The 19,665-nt window shown below is 38.1% G+C and carries 20 protein-coding genes; 13 read left to right on the forward strand and 7 right to left on the reverse strand.

The window, feature by feature from the left end; genetic code table 11:
- The first annotated feature begins 240 nt into the window (after positions 1-240).
- The 6 genes from ABGT15_RS07815 (at position 241) to ABGT15_RS07840 (ending at position 5,399) form a co-directional block, all read left to right on the forward strand.
- Positions 241-1,008 carry a ParA family protein gene (locus tag ABGT15_RS07815; RefSeq protein WP_367230869.1) on the forward strand — a complete coding sequence of 256 codons (768 nt, stop codon included), beginning with the start codon at positions 241-243 and terminating at the stop codon, positions 1,006-1,008.
- Between the two features lie 9 nt (positions 1,009-1,017).
- Positions 1,018-1,917, forward strand: coding sequence for a ParB/RepB/Spo0J family partition protein (locus ABGT15_RS07820; RefSeq protein ID WP_367230870.1), 900 nt, complete (start codon positions 1,018-1,020; stop codon positions 1,915-1,917).
- Between the two features lie 80 nt (positions 1,918-1,997).
- Positions 1,998-2,483, forward strand: a complete 486-nt coding sequence (locus ABGT15_RS07825) for a DUF5683 domain-containing protein (RefSeq protein ID WP_367230871.1) — start codon at positions 1,998-2,000, stop codon at positions 2,481-2,483.
- Positions 2,484-2,491: 8 nt separating this feature from the next.
- On the forward strand, positions 2,492-3,199 hold the full coding sequence (gene dapB / locus ABGT15_RS07830) for a 4-hydroxy-tetrahydrodipicolinate reductase (protein WP_367230872.1): 708 nt from the start codon (positions 2,492-2,494) through the stop codon (positions 3,197-3,199).
- A 41-nt stretch (positions 3,200-3,240) separates the two neighbouring features.
- Positions 3,241-4,779 (forward strand): signal peptidase I, encoded by a 1,539-nt coding sequence (gene lepB / locus ABGT15_RS07835; protein ID WP_367230873.1) that lies wholly within the window; start codon positions 3,241-3,243, stop codon positions 4,777-4,779.
- 8 nt (positions 4,780-4,787) lie between these two features.
- Positions 4,788-5,399 carry a WbqC family protein gene (locus tag ABGT15_RS07840; protein WP_367230874.1) on the forward strand — a complete coding sequence of 204 codons (612 nt, stop codon included), beginning with the start codon at positions 4,788-4,790 and terminating at the stop codon, positions 5,397-5,399.
- A gap of 1 nt (position 5,400) precedes the next feature.
- Here ABGT15_RS07840 and ABGT15_RS07845 read toward each other — a convergent pair whose 3' ends face one another.
- From ABGT15_RS07845 to ABGT15_RS07870, 6 genes are all read right to left on the reverse strand, one after another.
- Positions 5,401-6,438 carry an endonuclease/exonuclease/phosphatase family protein gene (locus ABGT15_RS07845; protein ID WP_367230875.1) on the reverse strand — a complete coding sequence of 346 codons (1,038 nt, stop codon included), beginning with the start codon at positions 6,436-6,438 and terminating at the stop codon, positions 5,401-5,403.
- A gap of 41 nt (positions 6,439-6,479) precedes the next feature.
- Positions 6,480-7,343 carry a rhomboid family intramembrane serine protease gene (locus ABGT15_RS07850; RefSeq protein ID WP_367230876.1) on the reverse strand — a complete coding sequence of 288 codons (864 nt, stop codon included), beginning with the start codon at positions 7,341-7,343 and terminating at the stop codon, positions 6,480-6,482.
- A gap of 76 nt (positions 7,344-7,419) precedes the next feature.
- Positions 7,420-8,166: a rhomboid family intramembrane serine protease gene (locus tag ABGT15_RS07855; RefSeq protein ID WP_367230877.1), complete on the reverse strand. Its 747-nt coding sequence runs from the start codon at positions 8,164-8,166 to the stop codon at positions 7,420-7,422.
- Positions 8,163-10,043, reverse strand: coding sequence for a DNA mismatch repair endonuclease MutL (gene mutL / locus ABGT15_RS07860; RefSeq protein WP_367230878.1), 1,881 nt, complete (start codon positions 10,041-10,043; stop codon positions 8,163-8,165). Before mutL ends, ABGT15_RS07855 begins: the two co-directional genes overlap by 4 nt.
- A gap of 150 nt (positions 10,044-10,193) precedes the next feature.
- On the reverse strand, positions 10,194-10,688 hold the full coding sequence (gene ribH / locus ABGT15_RS07865) for a 6,7-dimethyl-8-ribityllumazine synthase (RefSeq protein ID WP_367230879.1): 495 nt from the start codon (positions 10,686-10,688) through the stop codon (positions 10,194-10,196).
- A gap of 2 nt (positions 10,689-10,690) precedes the next feature.
- On the reverse strand, positions 10,691-11,482 hold the full coding sequence (locus ABGT15_RS07870; RefSeq protein WP_367230880.1) for a tetratricopeptide repeat protein: 792 nt from the start codon (positions 11,480-11,482) through the stop codon (positions 10,691-10,693).
- A 134-nt stretch (positions 11,483-11,616) separates the two neighbouring features.
- Here ABGT15_RS07870 and recF point away from each other — a divergent pair, with 134 nt between their 5' ends.
- From recF to ABGT15_RS07905, 7 genes are all read left to right on the forward strand, one after another.
- Positions 11,617-12,696 (forward strand): DNA replication/repair protein RecF, encoded by a 1,080-nt coding sequence (gene recF, locus ABGT15_RS07875; protein WP_367231106.1) that lies wholly within the window; start codon positions 11,617-11,619, stop codon positions 12,694-12,696.
- A 24-nt stretch (positions 12,697-12,720) separates the two neighbouring features.
- A complete protein-coding gene (locus tag ABGT15_RS07880; protein WP_367230881.1) occupies positions 12,721-13,410 on the forward strand; it encodes a thioredoxin domain-containing protein in 690 nt (229 codons plus the stop codon).
- Between the two features lie 59 nt (positions 13,411-13,469).
- A complete protein-coding gene (murB, locus tag ABGT15_RS07885) occupies positions 13,470-14,504 on the forward strand; it encodes a UDP-N-acetylmuramate dehydrogenase (protein WP_367230882.1) in 1,035 nt (344 codons plus the stop codon).
- 499 nt (positions 14,505-15,003) lie between these two features.
- Positions 15,004-15,618: an FMN-binding negative transcriptional regulator gene (locus ABGT15_RS07890; protein ID WP_367230883.1), complete on the forward strand. Its 615-nt coding sequence runs from the start codon at positions 15,004-15,006 to the stop codon at positions 15,616-15,618.
- A gap of 97 nt (positions 15,619-15,715) precedes the next feature.
- A complete protein-coding gene (locus tag ABGT15_RS07895) occupies positions 15,716-16,822 on the forward strand; it encodes a glycosyltransferase (protein WP_367230884.1) in 1,107 nt (368 codons plus the stop codon).
- Between the two features lie 38 nt (positions 16,823-16,860).
- Positions 16,861-17,379, forward strand: a complete 519-nt coding sequence (locus ABGT15_RS07900) for an RNA polymerase sigma factor (protein WP_367231107.1) — start codon at positions 16,861-16,863, stop codon at positions 17,377-17,379.
- 167 nt (positions 17,380-17,546) lie between these two features.
- A complete protein-coding gene (locus ABGT15_RS07905; protein ID WP_367230885.1) occupies positions 17,547-18,380 on the forward strand; it encodes an energy transducer TonB in 834 nt (277 codons plus the stop codon).
- A gap of 31 nt (positions 18,381-18,411) precedes the next feature.
- Here ABGT15_RS07905 and nhaA read toward each other — a convergent pair whose 3' ends face one another.
- Positions 18,412-19,563, reverse strand: coding sequence for a Na+/H+ antiporter NhaA (gene nhaA / locus ABGT15_RS07910; protein WP_367230886.1), 1,152 nt, complete (start codon positions 19,561-19,563; stop codon positions 18,412-18,414).
- Positions 19,564-19,665 lie beyond the last annotated feature (102 nt).

Raw genomic sequence — 19,665 nt, forward strand, 5'->3', positions numbered from 1 at the left:
ATGCAACAAAAATCAACAGTTAGCTTGGCGTAATTCAGGCTAACTTTTTTGTTTTTGAAAATATCACAAATAAAAAAATCGTAAAGCATTTACTCAAACCATCAAGTGTTCAGGAGCATTAAAGCAACTGAAAACTGTGACTGAAAACTGTGACTGCTTTTTTACGAGATTGTTAACAAATAACATTTTCATAAACCATAATAAATTGTATTTTTACGCTTCAAAATTTGTAAAGACAAAATGGGTAAAATCATTGCTATAGCCAATCAGAAAGGTGGCGTTGGAAAAACTACGACTTCCGTTAATTTAGCGGCCGCTTTAGGTGTTTTAGAGAAAAAAGTGCTATTAATTGATGCTGATCCTCAGGCCAATGCCTCATCCGGATTAGGTATCGATGTAGAAGCTGTTGAAATTGGAACCTACCAAATTCTGGAACATAGCAATACACCTGATGATGCGACCATTGGTTGTACAGCACCAAACGTATCGGTAATTCCGGCTCATATTGATTTGGTAGCGATTGAAATCGAACTGGTAGATAAGGAAAACCGCGAGTACATGCTGAAACAAGCATTAGCAAGCGTAAAAGACAAATATGATTACATTATCATCGACTGTGCTCCGTCTCTAGGATTACTGACGTTGAATGCATTAACCGCTGCCGATTCGGTAGTAATACCAATTCAGTGCGAATATTTCGCCTTGGAAGGTTTAGGAAAATTACTGAATACGATCAAGAGTGTGCAAAAAATCCACAACCCGGAATTGGACATTGAAGGCTTACTGTTAACGATGTACGATTCGCGTTTGCGTTTGTCGAATCAGGTGGTGGAAGAAGTGCAGAAACACTTCAACAACATGGTATTTGAGACCATCATCCAAAGAAATATCAAGCTGAGTGAAGCACCAAGTTTCGGAGAAAGTATCATCAATTACGATGCAACCAGCAAAGGCGCATCCAATTATTTAAACTTGGCAGAAGAAATTATCAAGAAAAACAGCAAGTAATAATAGTGTATGACAAAAGTGGTAAAAAAACAGGCATTAGGAAGAGGATTATCAGCATTATTAAAAGATCCGGAGAACGATATCAAATCGGTAGAGGATAAAAATGCAGACAAAGTTGTCGGCAATATTATTGAGCTGGAAATTGATGCAATTGAGATTAACCCGTTTCAGCCAAGAACGAATTTCAACGAAGAATCATTACAAGAATTAGCGTCATCCATTCGTGAATTAGGTGTAATCCAACCGATTACAGTAAGAAAAACAGACTTCAATAAATACCAGTTAATCTCCGGAGAACGCCGTTTACGCGCTTCCAAATTAATTGGGTTAACAACCGTTCCCGCTTATATCCGATTAGCAAACGATAATGATTCCTTAGTGATGGCTTTGGTGGAAAACATCCAACGTCACGACTTAGACCCGATTGAAATTGCTTTATCGTACCAACGTTTAATTGACGAAATTCAGTTAACACAAGAACAAATGAGCGATCGTGTGGGTAAAAAACGCTCCACAATTGCCAACTATTTACGTTTATTAAAACTGGACCCGATCATCCAGACAGGAATTCGCGATGGTTTTATTTCCATGGGCCACGGCCGTGCGATTATCAATGTGGAAGATTTGGATGTTCAAACCGATATTTATCAGAAAATCGTAAGCCAGAATCTTTCGGTTCGCGAAACAGAAGCTTTAGTAAAAGCCTACCAGGACAGCCTGAAACCGACTCCTGCAAAAGCACCAAAAGGCGCTTCGTTTGAAGTGAGTTTCGATAAGAAAAAAGCAATTACCGACTTTTTCGGTGCTAAAGTAGATGTAAAAGTGGCCGGAAACGGAAAAGGGAAGATTACGATTCCTTTCCATTCCGAAGAAGATTTCAATAGAATTATCAAACTAATCAACGAATAGTGCACCGATTTCTCTTCATATTCGTTTTTTCACTGTTTTTCGCTTCACAAGCCGTTTTTTCACAGACGGAAAAGCCTCTTTTGTTAGCAAAAGACACACTTACGGCTAAGAGAGCCGATGTTTTAGCGCCTTCAAAAGCTGCTTTTTATTCTGCTGTGGTACCGGGTTTGGGGCAGATCTACAATAAAAAATACTGGAAAGTTCCCATTGTTTATGTCGGACTTGGAGCCGGTATTTATTTTTATGCCGATAACAATAAAAAATACCACCGTTTCAGGGATGAATACAAGAAACGATTAAACGGAACTTCAGACCCGAACGATCCGTATTTTGGAAGTCTGGACAACAACAGAATTATCGAAGGGCAAAAATTCTATCAGCGAAACAGGGATTTATCCGTTTTAATTACCACTGCGATTTACATTCTGAATGTAGTAGATGCCAATGTTGATGCACATTTAATGCAATTCAACGTAAACGAAAACCTGACACTGCGTCCGGATTACAACCAAAACGAAATAGATTACAAACACAATGTCGGCTTAACGCTGAATTATAACTTCTAAACATCAACATGAAAATTGCACTTTTGGGATATGGCAGAATGGGCAAAGTAATCGAACGTATTGCTTTGGAAAGAGGACATGAAATCGTGCTTAAAAAAGACCAGGATTCCAACTATGACGGATTGGAAAATGCCGATGTAGCAATTGATTTCAGCATTCCTGATGCTGCCGTTAGTAACATTTCTGAATGTTTTAAGACTAATGTCCCTGTAGTATCCGGAACAACCGGATGGCTAGAGCATTATGAGGAAATGGTTGCACTTTGTCAAGACACAAAAGGTGGTTTTATTTATGCTTCCAATTTCAGTTTGGGTGTAAACATCTTTTTTGAGCTAAATAGTTATTTGGCTAAAATGATGACCAATTTAAAACAGTATAAAGTATCCATGGAAGAAATCCATCATACCCAAAAACTGGATGCACCAAGTGGTACGGCAATTTCGTTAGCAAATGGTATTATCGAAAATTCGGATTACACGAAATGGACTATGGATACTGCTCAAAACGATGAAATTCATATCGATGCCAAACGTATTGAAAACATACCGGGAACCCACAGTGTTTTTTACGACTCTGAAGTAGATCAGATTGAAATCAAACACACCGCCCACAGCCGCGAAGGTTTTGCTTTAGGTGCTGTAGTTGCCGCGGAATGGCTTCAAGGTAAAAAAGGGGTTTTCACTATGAAAGATGTATTAAATTTGAATTCCAAATAACAACAAACCAAAATCCTAAAAGGATATAAAACATATCAATTATGACACTATTACAATGGTTTATCTTTTTCCTGATCATACAGATTGTACACTTCGCAGGTACTTGGAAATTATATGAAAAAGCCGGAAGAAAATCATGGGAAGCAGCTATTCCCGTGTACAATTCCATTGTATTGATGAAAATTATCGACCGCCCAACCTGGTGGACGGCTTTGCTTTTTATACCGGTAGTGAATCTGATGATGTTTCCTGTAATTTGGGTGGAAACACTGCGAGCTTTCGGAAAAAAATCCACTGTTGATACCATTTTAGGCATTGTAACTTTAGGCTTATACATTTATTACATCAATTATACACAAGACGTTACTTATATTCCGAATAAAAACGCCATTCCAAAGGAAAATACAATAAGTTCCTTAATCTTCGCTTTAGTAGTCGCTACCTTGGTTCACACATATGTGATGCAACCGTTTACCATCCCGTCATCCTCTTTGGAAAAATCCTTATTGATTGGTGATTTCCTTTTTGTGAGCAAATTCCACTATGGGGCAAGAACACCTATGACTACAGTGGCGGCGCCAATGGTGCACGATACTATACCGGTTGCAGGAGTAAAATCGTATTCTAAACTCCCGCAATTGCCTTATTTCAGGTTTCCTGGTGTACAAAAAATCAAGCGTAACGATATTGTAGTTTTCAATTGGCCAATGGATACTGTTTATCAGTTTTTTGACCGTTCCGGAAGAAAAGCTGACAAACCTATTGACAAAAAATCCAACTATGTAAAACGTTGTGTTGGTGTTCCTGGCGATAATCTTTCCATTAAAGACGGAATTATCCATATTGACGGTAAAGAATTAATTTTGCCGGAAAGAGCTAAACCGCAGTTCTCCTACAAAGTTGTTATTGACGGAAAAACACCTATCAATTTCGAATATCTTTTAAAAGAACTGGACATTACCGACAAAGCGTATCAGATTTCTCCGGACACCTTACTTTTCAGCGCTTTAACTTTTGAAGGTGCCGAAAAAATGAAAAACACGCCCGGTATCACGAACGTTATCCGCAACATCAGTCGTGAGGCCGACAAAGCTGTTTTCCCGCATACAAAACCTTGGTCACAAGACAACATGGGGCCTGTTTACATTCCTGAACAAGGAAAAACAGTCGAGTTAAATGCTGAAACCTTGCCGTTTTACAGTTATCTGATTACAGAGTACGAAAACAACGATTTAAAAGTAAATGGCGATGAAATCCGTATCAATGGTGAAATTGCCAAATCGTATACCTTCAAGCAGAATTATTACTGGATGATGGGTGATAACCGCCACAATTCGGAAGATTCCCGTTACTGGGGCTTTGTTCCGGAAGATCATATTGTAGGTAAACCGGTATTCATCTGGATGAGTTTAGACCAGAACATTCCTTGGAGTAAAGCCATAGACAAAGTACGTTGGGATCGATTGTTCACTACTGTGGGTGGTGACGGAGAGCCGGTTTCGTATTTCAAATACTTCCTAATTGCATTATTAGGATATTTCGGATACAGTTTCTACAAAAAGAGAAAAGCTAAAGCGTAATTAACCAAATGAATATTATATTACATCCAACCTACTTCCCTTCCATCAGTCATTTCGTGGCTATGGCACAAGCGGATACGATTACTTTTGAAACAGAAGACAACTTCCAAAAGCAAACCAATCGTAACAGGATGTATATTTACTCGCCTAACGGAATTCAGTTGCTGAATATTCCGGTGAAACACAGCGAACAACCACATCAGAAGTTTAAAGATGTACGCATCGAAAATGCGTTCGACTGGCAGAAGAACCATTTCAAATCATTGGAAGCTGCCTATCGGACTTCGCCTTTTTTCGAGTATTTTGAAGATGATATTCGTCCGATTTTCGAAAAGAAACACGACTTTATGATGGATTTGAATTTTCAGACGATGGAGATCGTTACCGATTGTCTGGGTATGAAGTTCGAATACGCAAAAACCATAGAGTACTTCCATGAAATCACCGATATGACCGATTTCAGACGTTTGGCCAACGGAAAAAAAGACAATGCTCAATTTGAACCGTATACACAGGTTTTCGAAGAGAAACACAGTTTTTTAAACAACCTGAGTATTCTGGATTTGTTGTTTAACGAAGGACGTTATGCCATGGATTATTTGAAAAATCAATCGCTGTAAGCTATTCTGATTCATTTAAACTGATTCTTGACACTATCGGAAAGTGATCTGAATTAACGAAATTGTCGAAGTTTTTAAAACTCTTTACATCAAACTGCTTGTCCACCAGAATATAATCGATTCGCGCCGGATAGAATTCGTAATCATACGTTTTCCCGAAACCCTCACCGGCTTCTTCGAAAGTATCTTTCATATTACCTTTGATGTTGCGATAAACATAGGAAAAAGCACTATTGTTCATATCACCGCAAACAATCATCGGATAACTGCATTCCGCTTTATGTTCTTTAATTAATTCCGACTGTACCTGTTGCTCGGCAAACGCTTCACTCACACGGCGGAAAATCTTTTTGGATTTAGCTTCATCGATCTCTTCGTGAATGTCCGGGCTTATTTTAGTAGACTGCAAATGAATACTGTACACGCGAATCGTATCACGACGCATTTTGATATCTGCAAAAATCACATTGTTATTCGATCCCGGAAATTCAATTTCACCTCTGTGAACGATGGGAAATTTTGAAAAAATAGCCTGACCCGTTCGGATATTATCCCCCTGCATCAGTATGTATTTATGCCTGTATGCCTCCAATTTAACATCTGCTGAAGTGGAATATTCCTGTATGCACAAAATATCCGGATCCTGAGAACCTATAAAATCAACGATATCATCCGGAATGTTCTGTTTGCTCATCCATTCAAAAACATTGAACAAACGCACGTTATAACTCATAACGGTAAAATCGTTTTCTTCTTTAATTAAATCTTTTCCGGAAAATTTATAGAATTTATTAAAGAAAGTAATTCCGATTAAGAATACAACTGCCGACAGGAATGCCTGACGTTTTAACTGAATCAGCCAATAACAGAGAAAAATAATATTCAGAATCAGCATTAACGGTAAAACCAAAGTAAGTACGGATAAAAAAGGGAACATCTTGGGCGCCAGAAAAGGCAACAGGTACGCCAAAAACGTCAATAATGCCAAAACAATATTGAAGAAAAACGCTATTTTATTAACCCAAGATAAATTCTTCACGTATCAAACTTAATTACTAAATATTACTTACTGATCGTTGCTTACCGATCTTTTCCCACTTTAAACAAAAACTCTTTTTCATCCTTTGTCAGACTGTCATAACCCGACTTGCTGATTTTATCCAATATTTCGTCAATTTGTTGTTGTGTAAAATCTTTTTGCGGTTTCGGTTGTGTTTTTGGCTGCGGATTCACATTTTTATGAACCTTCTTGAACGGTGTCGCTTTTCGCGGACGAAACAAAGTAACAAAATAATCGATAACATTCGACACCAATTTACTCAAATCGGTTCCGTTTTGCAGCAATTTTATGTATACAAAGCCAAAAAGAGCGCCACCTAAATGTGCCAAATGCCCCCCAGTATTGCTTATTGGTAACTGTATTAAATCCAAAAGCAACAACACCAAAGCCAAATGCCACAACTTAACATTTCCTATTAACAACAATCGCATTTCAGACAATGGTGAATAGGTTGCAGCTCCAATCAAAACCGCCATAATAGCACCGGATGCCCCTACCAAAATTGTATTTTGCTGAAAAAACAAATCTGTCAAAACGAAAATAATACCCGCAAAAATTCCTCCCAAAAGATAAAGTCCAAAAAATTGCTTTTCCGTGAAGTAGGTCATAAACAAACGGCTGGAGAAATTCAGCACGATCATATTGAATACCAGATGCCAAAAATCTGCGTGTAAAAAAGCATAGGTAAGGAATGTCCATGGTTTGACAAGAAATTCACTTGAAACAGAAGACAGACTCAACCAACTAATCAACAGCTGAAAAACATCAGGAGCAAAAGCTCTCAAAATAAAAAACGGAATCGCAATCCCAACATTCCAGAAAATGAGTTGCTGGGTAATACCACCAGTTTTATATTGCAGTTTTAAATCGTCTATTATATTCATTAGAGCTCTTCTTTTACCTTAAGGCTTACAGTCTAAACTTTACTGGTTACTAAATACTGATTACTGACCACTAAACTCAATCCCAACGATTTTGATTAAACTGATTCCTTTTCCAGTACCACATCATAATAAAGCCAATGATTGCGCCACCAATATGCGCGAAATGGGCAATACCGCTTGCCCCGCCAAAAATAGATTTCCCGGTAAGTCCTAAATACAAATCCAACACCAATAATCCGGGTACAAAATATTTAGCTTTTACCGGAACTGGAATAAACATTAACGCTAATTCCGCATTTGGAAACATGAAGGCAAAAGCGACTAAAAGACCGTAAATCGCTCCGGAAGCTCCTACCGCCGGCGTCATATAACTCTGTACAAATCCGATTAAACCGTTTTCCCCAAGTAATTCCTGCCATCTTGTATCGTACTTTCCTTCAGACATTACCGCAAGGATTTCGTTCTGTTTGAATCCGTTTTCAATCAAAACATCCAAACCGTGATGGAATGAAAAATAATTCACCGCAGAATGCAACAATGCCGCTCCCAATCCACAGGAAATGTAAAAAAAGATAAACTTTTTACCACCCCAAAATTGCTCCAGCGCACTCCCGAAAGAAAACAACGCAAACATATTGAAGAAAATATGCATTATCCCGCCATGCATAAACATATGCGTTAACGGCTGCCAAACCTTAAAATTCGGGTTTTCAAAGTAAAAAAGTGACAGAAATTCTCCGGCTGCAGGTACAAACATCGAACCCACAAAAAAGATCACATTAATAATAATCAACTGCTTAACAGTTTCGGTCATGTTCATCATAAGGCAAAACGTTTGTCTAAATCTTCCACTCCTAAAGTAATGAAAGTTGGTTTATTAAATGGTGAAACATTCGGTTCTTTGCACGCAAACAAAGAATTAACGATGTTTTCCTGTTCTTTTTCAGTTAAATAAGCTCCAGTTTTTACAGCCAGACTGCGCGCCATAGATTTGGCAATACGATCACTCTGACTAAAACTGCTCTCCGGCAATTCGCCTTGCAAATCATGAATTAATTCTTCTAAAAGCTTTCGTACTTCGCTTTCGGTTACATTCGTCGGCAAACCGGATATAACAGCAATTTCCGTAGTCATTGTACTGAAAACAAAACCAGTATTTTCAAGTGATGGCTGCAATTCCCTTAAGAGAATCATTTCCGAAGGTGAAAAATGCAATTCCAAAGGAAACAACAATTGTTGACTGGCAGCATGATGCACTGTAATATTCGTCAGGAACTGTTCGTACAATATCCTTTGATGTGCACGTTTCTGACTGATTATCAACATTCCGGATTTAATAGGACTGATAATATATTTTTTCTGAAGTTGATAGGTTTTATTGGTAGCAGTTTCCACTTCCGTCTCTTCGAAAAGCGAACCCGTTACCTCTTCACTCTCAAACTGAATTTCTTTAACATCGATTTCGTCTGTGGCTTCAGTCAGTCCTACATACAGGCTTTCCCAACTTGGCTGATTTTCCTGCTTTCTGTAGCCGGAACCAAAAGTATGTGATCCTCCCGCTGATGAAGAAAACGATCGTGAGGGCTTCTCCTCCGCAAACGGATTAAAATTCGCATCTACCTGAATTAGAGGCGTTTCACTGTCTTTATCTTTATAATCGTACGGTATATCCAACGAAGCATCACGCTCAAAATCCAGAATCGGTGCTACATTGAATTGCCCTAAACTGTGCTTAACAGAAGACCGTAAAATGGCATACATCGCCTGATCATCGTCAAACTTGATTTCGGTTTTGGTCGGATGGATATTAATATCGATAGTATGCGGCGGAACCTCCAAAAATAGAAAATAACTGGGCTGATTTCCGTCTTTCAGCAACCCTTCATAAGCAGCCATAATCGCATGATGCAAATAATGGCTTTTGATAAAACGGTCGTTTACAAAGAAAAACTGCTCTCCACGATTTTTTTTAGAAAATTCCGGTTTCCCAATAAATCCCTGTATCCCAACAATTTCAGTACTCTCTGAAACCGGCACCAGCTTTTCGTTGGTTTTCCCGCCAAAAACATTCACAATACGTTGTCTGACATTGGAAATTGGCAAGTTAAACATCTCACTTCCGTTATGCATCAAAACGAAATGAATATTTGGATGCGCCAAAGCAACACGCTCAAAATCATCTACAATATGCCGAAATTCTACGGTGTCCGATTTCAGGAAATTACGACGTGCAGGAATATTAAAAAACAGGTTTTTTACGGAAAAAGAGGTTCCTTTCGGTAAAACTGCCACATCTTGAGAAACAAATTTACTTCCTTCAATAATGAGGTGTGTTCCCAAATCCTCCTGTTCCTGCTTAGTCTTCAATTCTACATGGGCAATTGCGGCAATAGAGGCCAACGCTTCACCCCGAAACCCTTTGGTATGTAACGAAAATAAATCTTCTGCCTGGCGGATTTTAGAAGTCGCGTGCCGTTCGAAACAAAGTTTAGCATCCGTAACCGACATTCCTTTTCCGTTATCGATTACCTGAATTAAAGTTTTTCCAGCATCTTTAACGATAAGTTTTATTTCGGTGGCTCCGGCATCTACTGCATTTTCCACCAACTCTTTCACTACCGAGGCGGGTCGCTGAACGACTTCACCGGCAGCTATCTGGTTGGCCACATGATCCGGAAGTAATTGGATGATACTCGACATGAATGTATTTGGTTTCGAATTTAGATTTGGAAAAACCCAAGTTCACAAATTTAAGCAAAAGGTTTTTGTTATTCTACCCAACGGAATCATAAAAAACAAAAAAAACCTACTCTTTCGAATAGGTTTTCAATATTGTAAGTGGCGCTGCATCTATTGCGCTGTGTTACGTCGTAAATCAGCCATTTTGATAGCAGCAATGGCCGCTTCCGTTCCTTTGTTTCCGTGTTTTCCTCCGCTTCTGTCGATGGACTGCTGCTCGTTGTTATCGGTTAACAGACAGAAGATTACCGGCACATCGGTTTGTACGTTTAAATCTTTGATACCTTGCGTTACGCCTTCACATACGAATTCAAAATGCATGGTTTCTCCTTTAATCACACAACCGATTGTGATTACACAATCCACCTCTTGCGTTACAATCATGCGTTGCGCTCCGTAAACTAATTCAAAACTTCCGGGCACATTCCAACGGATGATATTTTCTGGTAACGCGCCACAATCCAAAAGAGCAGCTTCTGCACCGGAATACAAACCTTCCGTTATTTTGTCGTTCCATTCTGAAACAACAATCCCAAACCGAAAATCTTTCGCATTTGGGATTGTGTTTTTATCGTAATTGGATAAATTTTTATTTGCTGTTGCCATGCTTATTCAATCATTGCAATCATTGCATCGATATTAGTCGCTTCCTGAGACGTTTCGTATTTGTCTCTGATGTCGATAAACAATTTCAAAGCATCGGCTTTTTTACCCATATCCAAAGCTAATAAACCTGCTTTGTACATGTATCTTGGTGTTGTAAAATCGTTGATGTTAGCATCAGCCGCTTTTTTGTAGTAGGTTAAAGCATCTTCTTTCTGACCTAGTTCAGAAAAAGCATCTCCGATAGCTCCCGTAGCGATAGCACTTAAAAACATATCATCGGATTTGAACTGCTCTAATTCCGTAACTGCTTCTTTGAATTTTCCAGTGTTCAGGTAAGACATTCCCGCATAATAATGCGCAAGGTTTGCTGCTTTAGTTCCTGAATACTGCTCAATAATTCCAGTGAAACCAAGTTTTCCTTCACCACCTTTTAACGCTAAGTTATAAAGTGAATCGTTAGCCGCCTGACCGTCTACCGCCTGTTGAAAATATTGTTGTGCCTGGAACATTTCGTTTGCCGCCTCGTTTTCTTTTGGCTCAACGATAAATTTCCCGTACAATAAATACACCGCTGCTGCAACAGCGATAGCTCCTACAACTCCGAAAATATATTTCTGATTTCCAGCAACCCAATCCTCTAATTTATTAGCGCTTTCGTCCAATGTATTAAACACCTCAGCCGTAGCACTGTCTTCTTCTTGGATGTTGTCTACTGCATCAACTTCAACTTGGTTTTCAACTGCTTCGTCTTTCGGTTTTGGTTGTTTATAACCTCTTTTGTTATATGTTGCCATCTATATTTAATTTATTGAACGGCAAAAATAAAATTTTTATTCATATATGAAAATCCTTTTTGTCGATATTTTTCAATAATTTGCACCCACTTTTAAAAATTGATTTAAAATCACTGCATAATACCGTATTTCGCGTGTACCTTAAAAAACTTTCCCTCTTTAATTACAAGAACATTGCCGAAGCTTCTTTCGATTTCGACGCAAAAATAAATTGCTTTGTAGGGAAAAACGGAATCGGCAAAACCAACATACTCGATGCTATTTACCATTTGGCGTACGGCAAAAGCTACTTTAATCCTTTAGCCCTTCAGAATATTCGACACGGCGAAGAATTTTTTGTGGTAGACGGTGTTTTTGAAAAAGAAGAACGCGACGAGCAAATCGTATGCAGCTTAAAGAAAGGCCAGAAAAAAGTTCTGAAACGCAACAACAAGCCATACGATAAATTTTCTGACCACATCGGTTTTATTCCTTTGGTAATCATTTCACCTTCCGATCAGGATTTGATTATTGAAGGCAGCGAAACCCGCAGAAAATTCATAGACAGTGTTATTTCCCAATTGGACAACCACTACCTGCAACAGTTAATTCAATACCAGAAAACGGTAGCCCAACGCAATGCGTTATTGAAATATTTTGCACTGAATCAGGCTTTTGAAAAAGACACTTTGGCTATTTACAACGAGCAATTGGAAGGTTTAGGAAAAATAATTTTCGAAAAAAGAAAACAGTTTCTGAACGATTTCATTCCGATTTTCGACAAGCACCACAAAGCAATTACCAACTCGGCGGAAAGCGTACAAATTGTATATGAAAGTCAATTGTTTGAAAAACCGCTTTTAGCATTATTTGACGAATTTCTCGCGAAAGACCGCGCCTTACAATACACCAGCGTAGGCATTCACAAAGACGATTTATCTTTTGAAATCGACAATTTTCCGATCAAGAAATTTGGTTCTCAGGGACAACAGAAATCATTCCTGATTGCTTTAAAACTGGCGCAGTTCGAATTCATCAAAAAACAATCGGGGGTTTTACCAATATTATTATTTGATGACATTTTTGACAAATTAGATGAAACCCGCGTGAGTAAAATAGTGGAAATGGTCAACGATGAAACTTTCGGACAATTGTTCATCTCCGATACGCATCCGGAACGAACGGAAAAAATTGTAAAATCAACCCATCAATCATACAAACTATTTAATTTGTAATTTTACCGACCAAATCACCTTAAAATGAAAACATTAAGAATCCTTGTTTTAGCAACCATCACCTTATTTTTCAGCAATTGCAGCAAAAGTCAGAACATTGCAACAGTTCCGGTAACACAATTTGAAACCAAACTCAAAGCTACCGAAAAAGCGCAATTAATTGACGTAAGAACACCGGGCGAATTCAGCGAAGGCGCTCTTTCCAACGCTAAAAACATCGACTGGAACGGTGACAATTTCGAAGCAGAAATCGGAAAACTGGACAAATCAAAACCGGTTTTCGTGTACTGTCTGGCCGGCGGAAGAAGCAAAAAAGCGGCCAACAAACTACACGAAATGGGCTTTACCGAAGTGTACGACATGGAAGGCGGTTATATGAAATGGAGTGCAACTCATCCATCGGCTACCAAAACAGAAGAAAAAGGAATGACCAAAACGGATTTTGAAAAATTAATCATATCCGATAAAACAGTCGTAATCAATTTCTTTGCCGAATGGTGTGGTCCTTGCAAAAAAATGACGCCTTATATCACCAAAATGACAAAGGAATACGAAGGGAAAGCCAAAATTATTCGCATCGATGCCGATAAAAACAAAGCCTTATTCAACGGATTAAACACGGAACTTCCTGTAGTTTTAGTTTTCAAAGACGGAAAACAGGTGTGGAAGAAAAACGGATTTGTATCGGAAGAAGAACTAAAAGCACAACTTTAACCTTTAAGCACGAATTACACTAATTAACACTGATTATTTCATCTAAATTGGCGTAGTTCATGATTGAAAAAATAAAAACCATGCAGATTCAACATAATTTCTCCTTAAAAAAATACAACACTTTCGGAATTGAAGCCAAAGCAAAATCGTTTGTGGAAGTTTCCAATACTGAAGAACTGGCGCAAATCCTGAAAGAACATCAAAACGAAAAGTTATTCATTTTGGGCGGCGGGAGCAACATGCTTTTAACACAGGACATTGATGCTCTGGTTATTCATGTAAACCTTAAAGGAAAAAAGGTGCTTAAAGAAGAGGACGATTATGTTTGGGTACAGGGAAATGCAGGGGAAAACTGGCATGAATTCGTCATATGGAATATTCATCAGGATTTTGGAGGCATTGAAAATATGTCCTTAATTCCCGGAAACGTCGGCACGACTCCAATTCAAAATATTGGCGCTTACGGTGCGGAAATTAAAGATACGTTTGTTTCCTGTGAAGCCATGAAAATTGACACACAGGAAATCCTAACCTTTACTAATGAAGACTGCAAATTTGGTTATCGCGAAAGTATTTTCAAAAATGAAGCGAAAAACCAATATGTGATTACCTCGGTTACTTTCAAACTGACAAAAACGAACCATAAAATCAATACGTCCTATGGCGCTATTGACGGGGAATTGGCCAAACACGGCATCACAAATCCTACGCTTAAAGAAGTAAGCGATGCTGTAATTGCTATTCGTCAAAGTAAATTGCCGGATCCAGCAGTATTGGGTAACAGCGGAAGTTTCTTCAAAAACCCAATCGTTCCAAAATCGGTTTACGAAAAAGCACATACACGCTATCCGGAAATGCCACATTATACCGTTGGCGAAAACGAAGTTAAAGTTCCGGCAGGCTGGTTAATTGAACAAGCCGGTTTTAAAGGAAAACGTTTTGGCGATGCTGGTGTTCACACACTTCAGGCCTTAGTCTTGGTAAATTACGGAAATGCGACCGGTCAAGAAATATTAAACGTTTCGAAAGAGATTCAGAAAACGATACTTGAGAAATTTGGTATCGCTATTGAAGCGGAAGTGAATATTATATAATACCAAACTACCGTAGATGAAAATATCGGAACTTACTTTAAAACACCTAGCTTATTTCAGCTTGTTTGTTCAGGTTTTCACCCTTTCGATCATGTTAAGCTTATCGATATTTTTTAGAATTTCAATCGTATTGGAGCTGTTTTGGTTCCTGACAATCTTTTATTTTTTTTACTTCTTTTTATCGATTAACAAGTTTTACAGCGATAGAACCACTTACCCGCAATCTAAACTCAAAAAGTTCCTGGTTCTGTTACTTTGTTTCCCTGTACTCCACTTTTTCTTAATTTCAGGTTTTTTAATTCATGACACTTATTTTTCCCAACCTAGAGAAGAAGAAGCCGATTTTTACAAAATAGAGAACCAGAATTATGTAAAAATAGACTCCACAGTAATTAAAAACGGCGAGGCAAACATTAAAGATACTTTGGCCGTGATTATTGGAAATGACACTATAAAAATAAATCCTCAATAAATTACCGATACCTAAATACACTCTCAAATGTACATCCCTGAACTTTATAAAAACGAAAACGCCGAAGAAATCAAAAGCTTTATCAAGACTAACAGCTTCGGGATCTTAGTGAATCAAACACAGGGAAAACTTTGGGGCACTCATATTCCGTTGGAACTGGAAACAAATTTACAGGGGAAAGAAGTGTTGTTTGGACATATTTCCAAAGAAAATCCTCAAGGAGAAAGTTTTACAGATAATAATGAAGTGCTGTCAATTTTTAACGGACCTCACTCCTACATTTCTTCTTCCTGGTACGATCATGAAAATGTCCCAACCTGGAATTATATTGCCGTTCATGTGTACGGTAAGATTAGAATCATCGAAGGTGAAGAATTGCTGTTTGCGATGAAAAAATTGGTCGACAAATACGAGGCAACCTCCAAAAATCCGGTTAAAATTGAAAATCTCTCAGCGGAAACCATGAGACAAATAAACGGCATTACCGCTTTTGAAATTGAAATTACCGATATTCAGGCCGTTCACAAACTTTCTCAAAACCGCGACGATAAAAACCACAACACTATTATTTCCGAATTGGAAGAAAGAAAAGACAACAATTCACAAGCCATCGCCGATGCCATGAAAAAACAACGTTCTTAAGAAATTCCAATTGTTAAAAACTAAACTTTTACAATTTTATTTAAGTAAACTCTTTTCACTAAATTTGCCCTGATTTTAACACTATTCAGGGTTACCTATGCTGCTAATTTTACTTTACGTTTTTATCGGAATCATCGCCATCCAACTTTTTTACCATCTGATTGTTTTCGGAAAATTTGCTTTTGCTCCAAAACAGCAAATCACGCCCAAACGTATTCCGATTTCTGTAATTGTATGTGCGAAAAATGAAGCCGAAAAAGTTCAAAACTTCGTCCCTCTATTAGCTGATCAGAACTATCCGGATTACGAAATCGTGTTAATTGACGATGCTTCCAGCGACGAAACCCTTGAAATTTTTGAAGCATTCGAAAAACAATATGCGAACGTAAAACTGGTAAAAGTTCAAAATAACGAAGCCTTTTGGGGCAATAAAAAATTCGCTCTTACCTTAGGAATCAAAGCGGCTTCCAAAGAATATTTACTTTTCACCGATGCCGATTGCTACCCTACTTCGAAAGACTGGATTACCAACATGAGTTCACAATTTACCATGCACAAAACGATTGTTTTAGGCTATGGTGCTTATGAAAAAATTAAAGGCTCTTTCTTAAATAAAATCATTCGCTTTGAAACCCTTTTAACTGCCACTCAGTACTTTTCATGGGCGAAAATGGGCAAACCTTATATGGGGGTTGGAAGAAATCTGGCGTACAAACGCGAAGAGTTTTTTCGCGTAAACGGTTTTATCGAACACATGACGATACGTTCCGGAGACGACGACCTGTTTATCAATCAGGCTGCTAAAGCCAGTAACACTGCCTATTGTTATACACCTGACAGTTTCACCATTTCAGAACCCAAACAAACATGGAAAGAATGGTTCAACCAAAAACGTCGTCACGTTTCCACTGCTAAATTCTACAAAGGATTCGATAAATTTCAACTCGGCCTATATTATTTCTCTCAACTGTCTTTTCTTATTTTGGCTGTTGTCCTTTTGGCTTTTCAGTTTCAATGGATGATTGTAGGCGGATTGATCGTATTCCGCTATATCTTCAGCTGGATCACTTTAGGATATGCTGCCGGAAAATTAAACGAAAAAGATGTAATGTATTGGTTTCCAATCCTTGAAATAATCCTTATCTTCACACAGTTAAATGTGTTTTTCACCAACTTAGTTTCAAAACCGGTACATTGGAAATAACTTCGGAAATCATACAGAAAAATATCGAAAAGGCTAAAATGGGCGACCAAGTAGCCTTTACTTTTTTATTGGACTTTTTTTGGAACGAAGTATACGGTTTTATGCTGAAACGCACCGAAAACGAAACGGATACGGAAGACATCGTTATCGAAACTTTCGCCAAAGCTTTTGACAAAATCGCCACGTACAACCCAGAATACGGATTCAATACCTGGCTTATTGCCATTGCCAAAAATGTTCACATTGACATGCTGCGCAAGAAAAAATCGGCTTTATTTGTTGAAATGACCGATGAAGAAGACCAGCAAGCTTACGATGTGGCCGACACCACACCTTCTGTGGAAGACGAAATCATTAAAGAGCAGAATTTAGCCCGCCTGCTTTTGTTGATAAAAGAATTAAAGCCTGCATACCAAGAAGTAATACAATTGCGTTATTTTCAGGAGATGAGTTATCAGGAAATTGCCGATGAACTGGAAGAACCCTTAAACAACGTAAAAATTAAACTTTTACGTGCCAAAAAACTACTGGCCGAAATCATTCAACAAAAACACTAATTCACCGATTTAACCACAATAAATCAGAATAACCACGGTGTTAAAATTCAACAAAAATGTTAAATTTAAAATAATTTATAAAAAATTTAACATTATACATACTATGCTAGCATAGTTTTCGTTATTAAATAAAAAAGCAATTTAATTAACCTCAAAAACTATCTAGTATGTCTAAAATCAACATTTACGAAACCGGTTGGTTAAACATGGTTTTCGAAGGACGAAACAAAACTTATGGTGCTTATCAATTAAGAACCGAAAATCCAAAAACCACCTTAAGAGCATTATGTACTGCCTTAGGTTTATTTGCTTCTGCAGCAGCTATTCCGTTTACGATAAGTTACTTCAGTTCAGAAGAAGCCACAGCAGCTATCAAAAAGTCAAATACCGAAGAGATTATTACGCTGGTAAACACGGATATTTTTAAAGACGAACCAAAAGAAGAATCCAAAGGCCCGGTAACTTCAAAACCGCTTACCGACGAAAAAGTCATCAAACGAGTGGTGATGAAACCTGCCGAAAAAAACAAAGTTACGGAAGACCCTGCCACCAATAAAGAACTGGAAAAAGGACAAGTAGGTGCTGTAACCAGCGAAGGCTCCGGAACAAGTGGAAATAGCCTTGAAACAGCACCAAAAGGCAACACTATGGGTACTGGTAACAGCTCCACAACTCCACCTGCCGTAGAAACCACTATTACAGTGGACAAACAACCTCAGTATCCCGGAGGCATTGCAGAATTCCTAAAAAATGTAGGGAAAAAATTCAATTCTCCAGCTGTTGAAGACGAAGTAAAATCCTTAAAAGTAATGGTGTACTTTGTAATCGAAAAAGACGGAAGCTTGTCCAACATTAAAGTAACCCGAGATCCTGGCTACAACCTTGGCAAAGAAGCTTTAAGAGTTTTAAATGCTATGAAAACCAAATGGGAACCCGGTTATAAAAACGGTGAACCAGTACGAACCGCATACAATTTACCGATAACAGTGAATGTTCAATAAAAAAAGGCTGATTCTTCAGCCTTTTTTATTATTAGTCATTACTTTTTTCATTCTTTAAAGTAAACGATAGAAAAACATAACCAATTAATCCCGCCACTAAAGACGAAAACAAAATTGCAATTTTTGAAATCGTTATATCTTCCTGCTGCCCTTTAAATGCAAGCAAGGTTATAAAAATAGACATGGTAAAACCGATTCCTGCCAAAAAACCGGTCGCAAAAAGCTGACTCCATTTCAACTCACCAGGTAATTTACAGATACCGATCAACACAAAAGAAAAGCAGAAAAGAAAAATCCCAATTGGTTTTCCGAGCACCAATCCTAAAAAGATGCCAATACTGTTCTCATGGAGCAACCCTTCAGCCCAATCACCGCCAAAAATTACAGCCGTATTAGCCAAAGCAAAAAGCGGAAGAACTACAAATGCAACCGGCTTATGCAGCAAATGTTGTAATTGATACGAAACCGTCTTTTCACTTCCGTCACCAAACGGAATTACAAAAGCTAACAAAACTCCGGCAATCGTTGCATGAATCCCTGAGTTCAGCATAAAATACCACATTCCTACCCCTCCAATTATATAAGGAAGCCAATTATTTACTTTCATACGATTGAAAACAAACAAAACCCCCATAATTCCTAACGAAATACCTAAATTTAAAAGTGAGAGATCATCTGTGTAAAAAATAGCTATAACCAGAATAGCGCCCAAATCATCAATAACCGCCAAAGCCGTCAAAAAAACTTTTAACGATAACGGTATCCGATTCCCCAAAAGAGATAATACACCTAAAGCAAACGCGATATCAGTAGCCATTGGTATTCCGGCACCTGCTTGTGTTGGAGTTCCGAAATTAAAAATCAGATAGATTACAGCCGGCACAATCATTCCGCCTAGCGCAGCAATTAAAGGCAGTAAGGCATTTTTTAAACTAGAGAGTTCACCAATATAAATTTCCCGTTCCAATTCCAATCCAATCAACAGAAAGAAAATGGTCATCAAACCGTCGTTTATCCAATGTTCAAAAGAATGACTACCTATTTGGTAATGCCATATATGCTCATAACTTCCTTGAAATATTGAATTGGCTAGCAACAACGAAACGATTGTACAAACTATTAAAACTATTCCGGAGGCTTTTTCACTTTCAAAAAATTCGGTAAACAACTTGGTAACTTTCATACTTATTTTGGCTTTTAAAACGATTTTTGCTAAAATAACACATTTTTCCAAAACTAAAAAAGAACAGAATCCATTATGATTCTCTTATTAAAAATGCGTTAA

The organism is Flavobacterium enshiense (assembly GCF_040750275.1).
GTDB classification, from domain to species: Bacteria; Bacteroidota; Bacteroidia; order Flavobacteriales; family Flavobacteriaceae; genus Flavobacterium; species Flavobacterium enshiense_B.